Genomic DNA, 13,415 nt, shown 5'->3' with positions numbered 1-13,415 from the left:
GATCGTGGCCGAATCGATCAGCCGGAGAGATCCGGAACCGACGATCGGGCCGCTCGCTTGAGAGCGCGTTCGAGGAGCGGGCCGACCATCTCGCCGATGTCGTCGAAATCGTCGCCCTCGGTGGGTCTCTGGAGATGGCGGGCGTGGATGCTTTCGAGAATGACTGCGATCTTGAAGTCCGCGAAGGCCACATACCAATCCATGCCCGACACGTCGATTCCTCGGTTTTCGCGTAGGCATGCACGAGGTCACGTGTGGGAACGTCTGGCGTAGGGGTGTTCTTGTCAGAGGTGAGCGATGCCGGCCAGTGTGCGAACGTAATCGGCGGCGCGGGTGGCGTCGAAGGACCGAGCGATCTGGAGCTTTTCTGCTTCGAGAGAGCCTTCTGCGTGGGTGGCGAGGACGGACTGGTAGCCGCCGTAGTCACGCGCGGTCAGATCGGCGATGAAGTGCAGCAGCTGTAGACGCTGCTCGGCCGGTACCGCCGCGGCGTAGTACTTTTCGAGCACGGCGCGGATCTGCGGGTTGTCCCAGTCTTCACCGCCGGGACCGGTGGCGAGCAGTCCGCCGGACAGGTCGGTCAGGATTGCGGTGGCGTTGTGGAAGCCGTGAGCGAAGTGGTATTTGGCCATGTTCACCGTGAGTGGGTCGGGTTGTTGCACGCCGTGCTCACCGGGACGCGAGCGGATCGCCGACAGTTCGGCGAGTCCGCGTACGGTTTCGCTCCAGGTGATCAGTTCTGTGAGTTTGCTCTTGACGTGTCCGGCTTTGTTGATGCCGTTGGCTTCGGCGATGAGTGTCGCTGCTCCGATGATGATGTCGAGCAGGGGAAGTTTGTAGTTGATGGCGGTGAAGCGGTGGTAGTCGACGAACGCGAGCGCCAAAGGTCCGGCTAGTTCGGGTCGGCGGTTGAGGAACACGCGGTCCTTGGGGACGCGGACATTGTCGAAGACGGTCAACGACTCGAGCAGCTTGTGCCGGGTCGAGAGGGGGAACTCGAAGCTGTTGCGCTCGCCGGCCGCATAGGGTGAGACGTACAGCTCGAGCCCGGGGGTGTCGATGGGGATGGCGAAGGACACAGCGTAGTCCGCGTCGTCCGGGCCCATCGCGCGGGTGGGCAGCACGATCAACTCGTCGGCGTTGGCCGAGAACGAGGTGTGGGTCTTGGCGCCGCGGACGGTGATGGACTCGTCGTCTTCGTCGACGATGTGCAGGTACAGGTCCGGATCCGCCTGCTCGCTCGGTCCCAGGGTGCGGTTGCCTTTGACGTCGGTCTGCGCGACGGCTAGAGCCAGGTCGTCGCGGCACACGCGCTGGTAGAAGGCGCGGGCGTTGTCGAGTCCTTCGCCTTCGGTGGCGCGCAGCAGCGCGAACAGTGCGTCGCTGCCGACCTCCTTGAGCACGATGGTGCCGCCGCCGCGTCGGGAGACTTCTTCGATCAGGGTGCCACGTCGCACGAGATCCTCTGCGGTGGCGGGGGCGACGTAGAAGGTACTGACCGTCTCGCCGTCGACCTCGGTGACCGCCAGGTCGGGACGGTCGGCGGCGATGTCGAAGCAGATCGCCGAGTGCTCGACCGCCAAGGCCAGTTCCGGGTGTGCCGTAACGTCGGCGACCTGCGCGCCGCGGTAGAAGACACGTCGGTCGTCCGACAGAGCCTTCCGGTACGCGTCAGATGAGCGAATAGTCATGAAATTCTCCTGAGTGAAAAGGTTTATCCACCGTGGTGTGGTTTCGAGGTGGCGGTGCGAAGCGGTAATGCGGCGGGGTTTTCCGGCGCTAGGTGCGGGCGATGGATAGCTCGCTGGAGAATTGCTCGCGCAATCGGCGCTTGAGAATTTTGCCGCTGGGGTTCTTCGGAAGGCTGTCGACGATCACGACGTGTTTCGGGACCTTGTAGCCGGCCAGAGTCTTCCGGCAGTGCTCGACAACGGTGGTCTCATCGATTTCGGAGGCTGCGACGACTACGGCTGCGGCGACGGCTTCGATCCAGCGAGGATGAGGAACGGCGAAGACTGCTACTTCCTCCACGCCGTCGAGGGTGTAGATGACCTCTTCGACTTCTCGGGTGGCAACATTCTCACCGCCCGTCTTGATCATGTCCTTCTTGCGGTCCACGACCCAGAGATAGCCTTCGTCGTCGAGGTAGCCGAGGTCACCGGAGTGGAACCATCCCCCAGTGAACGCTTCTGCAGTCTTTTTGGGTTGGCCGAGATAGCCGACTGTGGCATGCGGACTGCGGTGTACGATCTCCCCGATTTCTCTTGCGGGCAGGGGTCGGTCCTGGTCGTCGACGATGCGGGTTTCTACGTTCAACGCCGGCCGCCCGGCGGATCCGGCTTTGCGAATTTGGTCTTCCGGTCCTAATGCGGTTGCCAAGGAAGCCATCTCGGTTTGGCCGTAGAAGTTCCACAGTCGGATTCCGGGTAGTCGACGGTTCATCTCGTGCAGGATCTCGACGGGGAGGGCGGAGGCGCCGTAGTAACCCTTGCGCAGTGACCGAAGATCGGTGGTGTCGAAGTTCGGCGAATGCAGCAGTCCGATCCATACGGTCGGAGGGCAGAACAGATTGGTGATCTGTTCTTCTTCAATAGTGTGTAGCAACAACTCCGGGTCTGGTCTGTCGAGGATGACACTGGTGGCCCCGAGATAGATATCCGTGCTGAGGAAGTTGTCCAACTGAGCGCAATGATAGAGCGGAAGAGCATGGACTTCCTTGTCTCCGGTCTCCATTCCGCCGGTGACGATGCAGCTGACGTACTGCCACATCAACGAGCGGCTGGTGAGCAGTGCGCCTTTCGGACGGGACTCCGTGCCTGAGGTGTACATGATCCGGATGACGTCATCGTCACTGACCGACACGTGCGGCGCTGCCTTGCCGCGAAAGTCCGTCCACTCCGATATCGGTGTCCACCCTTCCGGCAGTGGGGAATCGGACAGTTCGATACCTACTTTGATCCGGACAGTTCCCGCGGACTCGGCGAGGGCCTGACCGGCAATGGGGGTGAGGGAATCTTCGACCACGAAGGCGTCGGCTCGACAGTCGTCGAGAATGTAGGCGATCTCCGGTCCGGTGAGCATGAAGTTGACCGGGACGAAGACGATCCCGAGACGCGCTGTCGCGAAGTTGAGGACCGGGAGCTGCCAGCAGTTGTGCGACAGCACGGCCAGGCGGTCGCCGCGGCGTAGGCCGGCATCGTGTAGCGCGGCTGCGACACGGTCGATCACGGCATCGAGCTGCGTGAACGTCAACCGAATCTCGCGGTGCACGATCGCGAGTTTGTCCGGGAAGCGTGCTGCGGATCGGCGTGGAAGGTCGCCGATGGATTGTGTGCGTGCCTGGGACACGACGGGGGAGTAGGCGCTGTCGAACTGCATGTGTGGACCTCTTTGTTCAGGTGTGCGTCGGAGTCGGTGGTGGTCTCCGTCTCGCGGCGCGACTCGTGGGTGAACTGTGCCTGTGCAGGCGGGGAAGCCGATACCGTCCAACTACGTGGTCACTACGGATCGGGACCAGGCTTTGGTTTCGGGGTGAAAGATCCAGCTCACCCGCTCGTGTACCGAAAGAGTCACTGCGGCTATGTATCTGTACTTACGGGTGACACATCCTGACCCCTGTCATCCGCCACGGAAGTGTGATGTGGAGCGGCAGTGTCCCCCTAAGTGGACTGGATCACACCCGGATGAGTTCATATGGTTCCGTCAGCGCGTACATCTGCGTACCCCGATTCACCCGCGCCCTCCAAGGGCGGAAACGGAGCAGCAATGAACGAAAATCTCGCTGAAGTCGGAACAGGAACCAATCTCTTCACCGCCGGGACGGTCCGAGGCGTGGCTCGGTGGTTCAACGACACGTCGGACGTGCTGTCGATCGATGACGACGACCTCGAAGACACAATCGCGTTCGTCAACAAGGGCGGCATGACCTTCTTGTCGCCGATTCTGCCGGATCTGAAGGGCATCGTCTGTACCGCGGGCAGCCGCGAATCGCATCTGGCGATCTTGTGCCGCGAATCCGACGTGCCGTGTGTGCTGGCGGCAGACCTCGTCGAGTCAGTCTCCGACGGCGATGTCATCGTGCTTGATCTGTCCGATTCGGAGACGGCGCGTATCGCTCTGGCGGCCGAGGTGTCGGCATGACCGCACAGTTGACCACTCCGGCGAATCTGGATCTCCTCTACACGGACCCCGCCTACGAGCCGACACTCGACGAGTGGAATTGGCTGGTGCACAAGGCTGGTGTTGCATACAAGTCCGAACTTTCCGCTCGCACGGTGTTCGAATCGGAACTGTTCGGAATGAACACCTACATCATCATGTCGATGATGGAGGACTATCTGCGTGTACCCGAGCGCATCCGGACGATCCGCAAGCACGCGACGCCGGCCGAACTGGTCCGGAAAGCTCTGCCAATCGGCTCCAAACGGAGCTTCATCAATCTGACGGCCACTCCGTTGCACTATCTGACCGGCCGCGAGCTGTTCGTGGACCTCGGTGAGAACACGCTGGCCGACGGACTCGAGGACCAGCTGGAGGTTCTCCGTTTCTGGCGCGAGGCGACCATCGCGATGCGCACGGACGGTGCACTGTTCAACATGGATGCCGAGCCCGCGAACAGCTCTCACGTCGTCGACGACCGACTACTCTCCGAGATTCGCGCGGCATTGGTCCCTGCCGACGGTCCCACCAAGACAGCGATCCGCAAGTTCGGAGCACGCCTGACCGCGTATGCATTCCTCGAGAACTGTGATGCACGAATGGCTGTGTGCGACACGGGACCGTACGTCCTCGAGGACGGAACGTTCCTCGCCTTACGTGAAACCTGCGCTGATGGTGAAGGCGACTTCCCTTGGCTCGACGGAATCAGGGAGTCGCTGCCGTACCATCACTTCGTCATCGCCTATCGCCTGCCGAGCACGGTGCAGATGGACAACAACGTCTGGGGTACAGCCTGGTTCACACCGAGCGATTATCAGGGCGACATTCTCGAAACCCGTGTGTTCACGACGGACGATGGCACTCTCCGGCCTCTGGACCTGGACGAAATCGAGGCTGCAACGAAGGCTGTTCGTAAGGCCCACCGTGCTTTGTATGAGCGGCTGGCAAACACTGATCCGCAACAGCGCAACCTGTATGCAACCCAGATGTACGCGTGGAAGCTCAAAGCGTGGGCCCGACTCGCCGAGTGCTACGACGACATCGACTGGAGCGTCACACCCCGCATCGCTGAGTCCTTCCAGCAGTTCAGCGACCCGGATCTGGCGTTGAACATGATCGGCGGCGTGTTCGTGCCGGGTGATCGTGATAGCTGCTTCCGCCCGCTGGGAGGTTGATGGCCGAGTCTCGCGTGGCGTTGATCCCTATAGCTGCCGTCCCGCTCACGACCGAGCCGACGCGCCTCTGAGCACCACGCTCTCGGGTGGAGGGCGCGCACCGGCCCCGACAACCGGGGGTAGGGATCGCCCCCGAGCACGCTTCGTGCCGGCTGGGCCGGAGAACTGCTGATTTGCCCTACTGGAAAAGGACCCCGCATGACTACTGCCGCGACACCAGCGCGCTACAAAGGAGTGAGCTCGTACAACTTCGGATCTGCGTTCGGCACGATCCGTGCCTTCCACACACCGCAGGACGTCATCGACGTCTTCGGTGACGACCTCGGTAGTGTCATCGCGCTGGTGGAGTCCGGCGGCACTACCTTCCTCTCGCCGATCCTCGGCCGATTGGGCGGAATCGTCTGCACGTCCGGCACCTCCCGGTCGCACTTGGCTATCGTGTCGCGAGAATACGAAGTTCCGTGCCTGCTGGCCGTCGACCTCGCCGACTGGATGCCTGCCGACGGTGATGCGGTGCGTATGGAGTCGTCGTCCGACAACGAAGGTTGGCTGATGCCGGCCAGCGAGGCAGACGTGTCGGGCGAGAGCACCGCCGATGTCCTTGCTATCCCTGCCCCCGTATCCGACGACATCTCGCATGCGGGGCCGACCCGCCAGTACACCTCCAACACAACCGGCTGTCCTGTCACCGACTGGTGGAACTACATCGCTACCGTCGGAGACGAGATCGGGCGCAAGCCCTTTCCGTCATCGGTCACGGTCGACACAGTGAAGCAGCTGTGTCGTGAGGAGATGAGCGACAACCAATTGGAACAACTCATCTTGCACATGGGTCGGTCCTTCAAGCCGGAGATGACACGACGGTCCGGCTTCACTTCCGAGATCTTTCCAATGATGCCGTACATGTCCATGTCGGTGATCGAAGACTTCTACAGCTATCCCGACCGGATCCGCGTGATCGATGCCGCCATGACGGCCGAAGAGATCGGTGCTCGACTGCGTATGCAGTCGGGGCAGATCAGTCCCCTGTGGATCTGGATGGTCGGGTATCACTACCTTTGTGGACGCGAGCTTCTCATCAGTCTCGGAAAGCTCGGTCCGAATGATGCCCTCGATGACGTGCGGACCGTCATCGACTTCTGGAGACGACTCACGCTCGCCCATCGAGGCGACGGCACGCTCGACTACAAGGACGCCGGCTTCACCAACAAGTACCTGCCGCCGCAGAAAGTGGACTCCTTGTGCCGGACTCTTCGACCCTTGGACGCCGCGACGAGCAAAGAGTTGAAGCAGATCAACGCTGCGCTGTCAGGGTATTGCTTTATGTACTTCACCGACTCGCGGGTCGGCATCTGCGACAACGGGCCCTATCCGGACGAGAGTCGGGGCACTGCGGTCCTGGTACGGGACTTCCTGAGTTTGGACAGTGGCCCCTTCGCTTACCCCTGGGCTGAGCAGTGCAATCCCGGAGTCAGTGGCGTGACGTTGACGCTCGAGTACTCACCGTCGGCGTTCCGCGACTTCGAGATCAACGATTGGGGTACCACCTTCACCGAACCCGACCACTTCCTTTCTGCGGTCGTCAGTGCGTCGGTGGTGGCCCGATATGCCGACGGAACCACCGCCGTACTCTCGCCGGAAGAGTGGCCGGAGCTCGCCAAACGTCTGGGCGCCGAGCACCTCGGGTTGTATCGGAGCTTCAGCGACATGGACCGGGAGAGCCGCATCCTCGCAGCCACGAGAATGTACAGCTGGGGACTGCGGCCGTTTGCGCGTCTTGCCGGGGTCGAAGACGCCGTCGACTGGTCGTTCTCGGACCATACGATGGCTCTCTTCCCTGAACCGCTCGCAGACGACGATCAAGCAGCAGCAATCTTCGGCGGAGCGCTCGTCACCCACGAGCGTCCCAGTGCTTTCACGGGTTTCAACTAGACCACCGCGCCCGAACGACCGCACAACGCACCACACGAAGTGGCCGCCGGCAGGTGGCCCGAAAGGTAGAGATCATGCGTCAGTCAATGCAGCTCGTGACACCTGCAGACGAATACCTGATCCATCAGACACCGGATACGTTCTCGATCGTGTCCGATTCGGATGTGTCGTGGACGGAACGAGTCTGGTGCTCACTGTTCGCTCGCGACGGCTCGCTCCAGATCGATTTCGGCCTGGGTAAATACCACAACCGCAATGTCATCGAAGGATTCGGTGGTATTTCCCGAGGCGTAGAGCAGATCACCGTACGAGCGAGCACCGAGCTCGACCAACACCCCGAGCGGACAGGTGTCGGACCGATCGACTACGAGATCATCGAGCCGATGCGCAAGGTCCGGTGCATCCTGCGTGAAAACGACGTCCAACCCCTGTCCTTCGACGTCACCCTCACGGCGGTCCTGCCACCCTTCCTCGAACGCAAGGATGCGCAACGCGGGATGGACGGCCTGCGGATCTCCTCGGACCTGCGTCGATTCCATCAGCTGTGCACTGTCTCCGGGTGGGTCGAGATCGACGGCGAGAGAACGGAAATCACCGACGAGACCTGGCTCGGATACCGGGACCGCTCGTGGGGTGTCCGTATGGACGTGGGTGAACCGGCGCCGGACGTCCACGCGCCGAACCGCATGAACCAGAATTTCCTGCTTACCTGGAGCCCGATGTACTTCCAGCCGGCAGATGGCAGTGCCCCGTACGAGATTCACCATTACCTCCAGTGGGTCGACGGCGAAGTCCACTACTTCTCCGGGTTCGTCAACTACGCGGATGGCCGTCAGGAGCCATTGCACGGCATGGTGGACGATCTGAAATACGACCCTGCCACACGCCGCTTGCTCGGCGGCACGATGACCTTCGATTCCGGCTGGGGTAAAACGCGCACGGTGGAGATTGCGCCCGTGTCCGACATCGGATTCCACCTCGGCACCGCACTCTACTTCGGGTACAAGGGCGAACGGCACGGCGGGTGGAAGGGCATCGACCACGTCGACGGCGAGCGGTACAAGGACATGACCGACCGTCAAACGCTGCTCGAAGCTCACCAGCTGCGAGACTGCGTGATCACCACCCGTGAAGGTGACGCAACAGGATTCGGAATCTTCGAATCGATGGTCATCGGCGACCATCCGCGCTACGGCCTCCGTGGTCAGGACTCGTTCCTCTGACGGTCACCGTGACGCAGTCTGCCCGAATCGGCCGCCGTACCCTTGCGGAACTCAGAGGGTACGGCGGCCGACGCCGTTTCGGGTCGTGGCCACCGAACAGGTGACGCCGATCGTCACGGAATGCGCACTTCAGCAGTTGGTTTGATACGTGTCGGCGCGCCTGGGCCGGCTCCTCGCGGCATCGTGGACGTCGCGAGGAGCCTGCCCTGATAGCGCCTCGTCACCGCCGTTGCGAGCGCGCGAGCAGCGCCAACTCCATCCTGGACTGGCAGCCAGTGGCGGTGAGGATGCGGGAGATGTACTTCTTGACACTGTCTTCGGCCAAGGAAAGCGTCTCCGCGATCTGCGCGTTGGACAGGCCTTCGGCAACGAGGTGGACCACCTGTTGTTGCCGCTCCGGAAGTCGGGTCAAGGTAGCGAGCGGCCGCGTGGTGGGTAGTCCGCGGGCGATGGCGGACAGTTGGCGGCTGAGCAATCGAAGGGTCGCCATTTCGTGCACGCCGAGCTTGTTGGGCTCGGGATCGAACATGCCGACCAGGGCAGTGTGTCCGCCACCGAGTTCGAGTCGCATCGCAGCGGCAGTTTCCATTCGCCATGTCGAGCGCAGGAAATGCCGGACGTACGCGGCTGCCGCCGGCGGCAGGGGCGTGACCGCCTGCAGTTCCGTCATGGAGGCGACTCCACTGGTCACCAGTTGCTGCACTGCGGCGCTGCAGCCGAATATATCGTGGCGGGCCCACCGTTCCTGGTATTCGGGCAGCATTTTCGCTGTTGCACCTTCGGTCAGTGGGGCGGCGTCCTCGAAGACGGTGTGGAAGGTCGCTCCGGCGAAGAAGGATACGTGTTGCAGGCCGAATTGATCTTGCAGGGCTTGGACAGTGCGTTCTTTGAAGTCGGGGACGGACGCCGCATCGGCGCAGCGTTCGAGTACGTCGAACGCGAGCTCGTAATCACGCGGTTCAAGGACTTTGCGTATTGGGGACCTGGTCGACGGGGGTGCGGAACGAGTGTTCCGAAGGCCTGTCGAATTGTCCCCCATAGTGGACTGGGTCACAGCGCGCATAGTAGCTAGATTTCGGTCACAGAGTAAGAGGTTCATCTGCGTACCCGCCGGTAGGTGCCGGTTGTTGCACCACGGCTCGGTCACTGCACGACTCGAGTGAGGAACAATGTCTGATTCTGAATGGACCAGTCCTAAATGGGGAGCTACGGAAGTGCTTCCGTTGCCGAGCCGCTTCAACTCCATGGTGCGGACGCTCGCGGCGGACCGTTTCGCAGCGACCGGTGCACGATGGAAGGACGTCGTCTTCGAGCGCGAATTCGAATTGTTCTCGCGCGCAGACGCGGACGCGATCGAGAAGGAAGTCCTAGACTCCGGCTACCGCTTCGACTTCTCGGCAACGGTGTCACTCGAATCCGAGCCGGAGAAGTACAGGCGACCTGAACGTGAAACACCGGGATTCGCCGAGGAACAGTCCACAGACGGCCGTAGACAGGTCGGTGTCGGTGACAACGTCATCAGCAAGGCGCAGACGGTCGTCGGCCCCGTTGCTCTGATCTCCACCATCGAACAGGTGATGGGTTACCTCACCGATGGGGTGCCTGCCGGCACCATCGCGGTGATCGACGATTCGGGCGGCACCTTGACCGCCCCGATCATCGAAGGGTTCGCGGGGGTCATCTGCCTCGGCGGTACGGTCCGCTCTCACCTGGGCATCCTCGCTCGGGAGTACGACGTTCCCACCCTGATGAACTGCAAGATCGACGAACTCCAGGACGGAGATCTGGTCGAGCTCGAAGTGACCGCGGCACCTCCCGCCTCGGATGCATACGAAACCGGCGACATCGGGCACGCCCGAATCTGGCTGATCGAGAACGAGGGCTGAAACATGGCGAACCTGAACTACCGGTCCCTGCTTGAGACCAACAACTACGTGCGGAATCTGTCCGACACCACCTACTGGCTGTGCATCACCCGCACGGTGCAGGAATCGAAGCTCTTCCCGATGAGCCCCTACATGCTGCTGAGCTATCTCAACAGCTTCTACCGGCTGCCCACCCAGCTGAGAGAGATCGATGCGATCACTCCCGCAGAAGAACTCGGCGACCGTGCACGCGAGGTCAGTCTCAAGGTCAACACCGTCAACGGCGCCTGGGGCATGCCCACCTTCTACCTCCTCGGCCGCGAAATGCTGATGAACTGGGGTCTGATCCGGCCCACGGACGCAGTCGACGACGTCGTCGACGTGCTCGACTTCTCGCGACGCTTCAACCTCGCATACCACCGCAACGACGGTCATCTCACCAACAAGGAATTCGGCGACCGCAGCCAGTTCCTGCCCGAGCGCACCGTACAGGTCTTCGAAGCCGACCTGCACGGGGTCGCCCCCGGCGACCGTCTGCACACTGCAGCTACCAAGCTCATCGCCCAATTGTCACAGTTCGCGTTCCTCGCGCACTGCGAGTGCCGCATCGGGCTGCACAACAGTGGGCCGTACAACTTCGGTAATGACCGGCAGATGATCGTGCGGGACTTCTTCGATCTCACCGAAGGCGACTATCCCTGGCTGGACGGCATCGCGACGCGACTGCCGTTCAACAATCTGACAATCCCGATTGTCTTCAAGGACACGAACTTCCATCTGATGGATGACTGGGCGTCGTTCGAAGCCGAGCCGAGCTACAACGCCTCCAACATCGTGGCCATCGGCATGTACAGCTCCGATGCCCTGACCGACGGTTATGTGCCGGTCGGGATGGACAATGCCGACACCTTGGCCGACACCATGGAGCAGTACCGCGAGATCCTCAACGAAGCGACCACCGACCTGTGGAAGCGCATCGCGTCCTGGTCCCGGGAACAGATGATCGACGCCGGCGCCCTCGTCTACTCCTCGGTGGGCAAGGATTTCGCACATCTGGCAGGAACCTACCGCCAGGACGACTGGCTCCAACTCGACGAACGCGTCCAACGCTTCAAGCCTCTGATGAACGACGAGTACGGACGCGACCACCTCGGCGAAATGGTCGGCCTGCTCGGACTGCCGCACCAGTCCGCCAACGAATACACGATGGCGCGCTACTCGTCGCAGAACCGGAACATGATCAACGGCATACCCTATTCGGTACTCACCGATGACGACTATGCCCCGACCGTAGGTGACCACTTCTCCGGCTCGAGCAGCCTGCCCGTCAAGACCGGGCTGTGGACAACCAGCGCCGGACGGATCGACATCGACGATTACAACGCGCGAGCGCGCGGGTTCACTCCGGCAGTGCTCGACGGTGCGCACCGCTACCACGACGAAGAATGGGTGAAATGGCACCACGGGAGCGCGCAAGCCGACGAGCTCTACCGCCTCACCCAGCGTGGCTCGCGCAACCTCGAGGGACGCGGTTCCGCACTCAGTCGTGCAGACCTGACTGGTCTTGGTGACCCGAAAGGCGACGACCATGCAGATCGGTGACCTGATCCGACGCGCCGGCGCGCAGTTCGGTTCGGCACCGGCGTTGATCCACGAGGACCGGGTGGTGAGCTTCGCCGAATTCGACGAACTCACCGACCGGCTCGGTAACGCCCTGCTAGCCGCCGGTCTCACAGCCGGCGACCGGGTTGCAGTGCTCATGCCCAACGGCATCGATGGAGTTGTTGCTTATTATGCGATTGCGAAAGCGGGATTGGTTCGAGTTCCGCTCAACGTCCGCGAGACCGCATCCGAGCACGCGTACAAGATCGACGACTCGCAGGCCCGCGCTCTCATCTACGCAGGAGACCCGCCTGCATCGGTCGAGGTGATGATCACCGCCGACGAACTGTCCGGCCTCATCGCGGGTGCCTCGCCCGGCCCGTGCGACATACGACGTGAGCAGGATGCACCGTTTCGTCTGGCCTACACCGGCGGGACCACCGGAAAACCCAAAGCGGTGGTCCTGACCACGCGCAGCGAACTCGCGGAGGTCGCCAACTTCCTCGTTGATCTGCTGCCCAACCTTCGGCCGGATTCGGTGATGCTGCATGCAGCGCCCATCACGCACGGCAGTGGTGCGTTCTTCCTGCCGCATCTGGTCAAGGGCGCTCCGAACGTGATCCTACCGAAGTTCACCTCCGCAGCCTTCCTTGAGGCAGCACAAAAATACCGGGCCACAACGACTTTCATGGTGCCGACGATGATCGCGCTGCTTCTCGAGGATCCGGACGCGGCGACAGCGGATCTCACCCTCGAGCGCCTGTGCTACGGCGGGGCTCCGATCGCTACCAGCGTGCTGCAGCGTGGTCTCGATCTGCTCGGCCCGGTCTTCGCCCAGCTGTACGGGCAAGCGGAAGCTCCGCTGGCGATCACATGCCTGCAACCGTGGGAACACACCCCGGAGCGGCTCACCTCCGCCGGCAAGCCGTACACCTTCGTCGAGGTCCAGATCCGCGACACCGACGGCAACGTCCTCGGTCCCGGCGGGGTGGGAGAGGTTCTCACCAGAGGTCCTCACACCATGAGCCGGTACTGGCGACGTCCCGAGGCGACCGCCGAGACGATCGAACCGGACGGGTGGCTGCATACCGGCGACATCGGACGGTGGGACGACGACGGCTACCTGCATCTGCTCGACCGCCGGCACGACGTGATCATTTCGGGTGGCTTCAACGTCTACCCGCGTGAGGTCGAAGACGCCCTGCTGACCCATCCGTCTGTGATCGAAGCAGCGGTTGTCGGCCTTCCCGACGACAAGTGGGGTGAGCGGGTCGCGGCTGCCGTGGTCACCCGCAGCGAAACGCGTCCCGAGGAGATCCTCGAGTTCTGCGCGGACCGGCTGGCCGGATTCAAGCGCCCGCGTGCCATCGAAATCTGGCCCGCAATCCCTACCAGCCCCGTCGGCAAGTCGCTACGCCGCGAAGTACGCGACCGAATGGCCGCGGCCCGGCAGTGACCCG

10 protein-coding genes and 1 pseudogene are annotated in these 13,415 nt (G+C 62.3%); 7 read left to right on the top strand and 4 right to left on the bottom strand.

What is annotated here, in order from left to right; genetic code table 11:
• Positions 1–17 precede the first annotated feature (17 nt).
• The 3 genes and pseudogenes from ACNJ7K_RS24020 to ACNJ7K_RS24010 all read right to left on the bottom strand — a co-directional run.
• Positions 18–224, bottom strand: a pseudogene (locus ACNJ7K_RS24020) (phosphotransferase family protein); the annotation flags it as partial.
• A 60-nt stretch (positions 225–284) separates the two neighbouring features.
• A complete protein-coding gene (locus tag ACNJ7K_RS24015) occupies positions 285–1,691 on the bottom strand; it encodes a 4-hydroxyphenylacetate 3-hydroxylase N-terminal domain-containing protein (protein ID WP_138998925.1) in 1,407 nt (468 codons plus the stop codon).
• A gap of 88 nt (positions 1,692–1,779) precedes the next feature.
• Positions 1,780–3,378 carry an acyl-CoA synthetase gene (locus ACNJ7K_RS24010; RefSeq protein ID WP_138998924.1) on the bottom strand — a complete coding sequence of 533 codons (1,599 nt, stop codon included), beginning with the start codon at positions 3,376–3,378 and terminating at the stop codon, positions 1,780–1,782.
• Between the two features lie 387 nt (positions 3,379–3,765).
• On the opposite strand from ACNJ7K_RS24010, the gene ACNJ7K_RS24005 reads away from it, so the two are divergent.
• The 4 genes from ACNJ7K_RS24005 (at position 3,766) to ACNJ7K_RS23990 (ending at position 8,488) form a co-directional block, all read left to right on the top strand.
• A complete protein-coding gene (locus tag ACNJ7K_RS24005; RefSeq protein ID WP_138998941.1) occupies positions 3,766–4,140 on the top strand; it encodes a PEP-utilizing enzyme in 375 nt (124 codons plus the stop codon).
• Positions 4,137–5,333, top strand: a complete 1,197-nt coding sequence (locus ACNJ7K_RS24000) for a hypothetical protein (protein WP_138998923.1) — start codon at positions 4,137–4,139, stop codon at positions 5,331–5,333. Before ACNJ7K_RS24005 ends, ACNJ7K_RS24000 begins: the two co-directional genes overlap by 4 nt.
• A 198-nt stretch (positions 5,334–5,531) precedes the next feature.
• Positions 5,532–7,265 (top strand): PEP-utilizing enzyme, encoded by a 1,734-nt coding sequence (locus ACNJ7K_RS23995; RefSeq protein WP_138998922.1) that lies wholly within the window; start codon positions 5,532–5,534, stop codon positions 7,263–7,265.
• Between the two features lie 74 nt (positions 7,266–7,339).
• Positions 7,340–8,488, top strand: a complete 1,149-nt coding sequence (locus ACNJ7K_RS23990) for an Rv3169 family protein (RefSeq protein WP_138998921.1) — start codon at positions 7,340–7,342, stop codon at positions 8,486–8,488.
• Between the two features lie 220 nt (positions 8,489–8,708).
• Here ACNJ7K_RS23990 and ACNJ7K_RS23985 read toward each other — a convergent pair whose 3' ends face one another.
• Positions 8,709–9,542, bottom strand: a complete 834-nt coding sequence (locus ACNJ7K_RS23985) for a helix-turn-helix transcriptional regulator (RefSeq protein ID WP_240794963.1) — start codon at positions 9,540–9,542, stop codon at positions 8,709–8,711.
• 115 nt (positions 9,543–9,657) lie between these two features.
• Here ACNJ7K_RS23985 and ACNJ7K_RS23980 point away from each other — a divergent pair, with 115 nt between their 5' ends.
• From ACNJ7K_RS23980 to ACNJ7K_RS23970, 3 genes are read left to right on the top strand one after another with little or no spacing between them, the layout of a single operon-like run.
• Positions 9,658–10,374: a PEP-utilizing enzyme gene (locus tag ACNJ7K_RS23980; protein WP_138998919.1), complete on the top strand. Its 717-nt coding sequence runs from the start codon at positions 9,658–9,660 to the stop codon at positions 10,372–10,374.
• A 3-nt stretch (positions 10,375–10,377) separates the two neighbouring features.
• Positions 10,378–11,955, top strand: coding sequence for a hypothetical protein (locus tag ACNJ7K_RS23975; protein WP_138998918.1), 1,578 nt, complete (start codon positions 10,378–10,380; stop codon positions 11,953–11,955).
• A complete protein-coding gene (locus ACNJ7K_RS23970) occupies positions 11,942–13,411 on the top strand; it encodes a class I adenylate-forming enzyme family protein (protein ID WP_138998917.1) in 1,470 nt (489 codons plus the stop codon). Before ACNJ7K_RS23975 ends, ACNJ7K_RS23970 begins: the two co-directional genes overlap by 14 nt.
• Positions 13,412–13,415: the final 4 nt, after the last annotated feature.

The organism is Rhodococcus shunpengi, from assembly GCF_048381395.1.
In the GTDB taxonomy this organism is placed as follows: domain Bacteria; phylum Actinomycetota; class Actinomycetes; order Mycobacteriales; family Mycobacteriaceae; genus Rhodococcus.
Note: the sequence above shows the minus strand (reverse complement) of the source record. Positions and strands in the feature narration are given on the sequence as shown.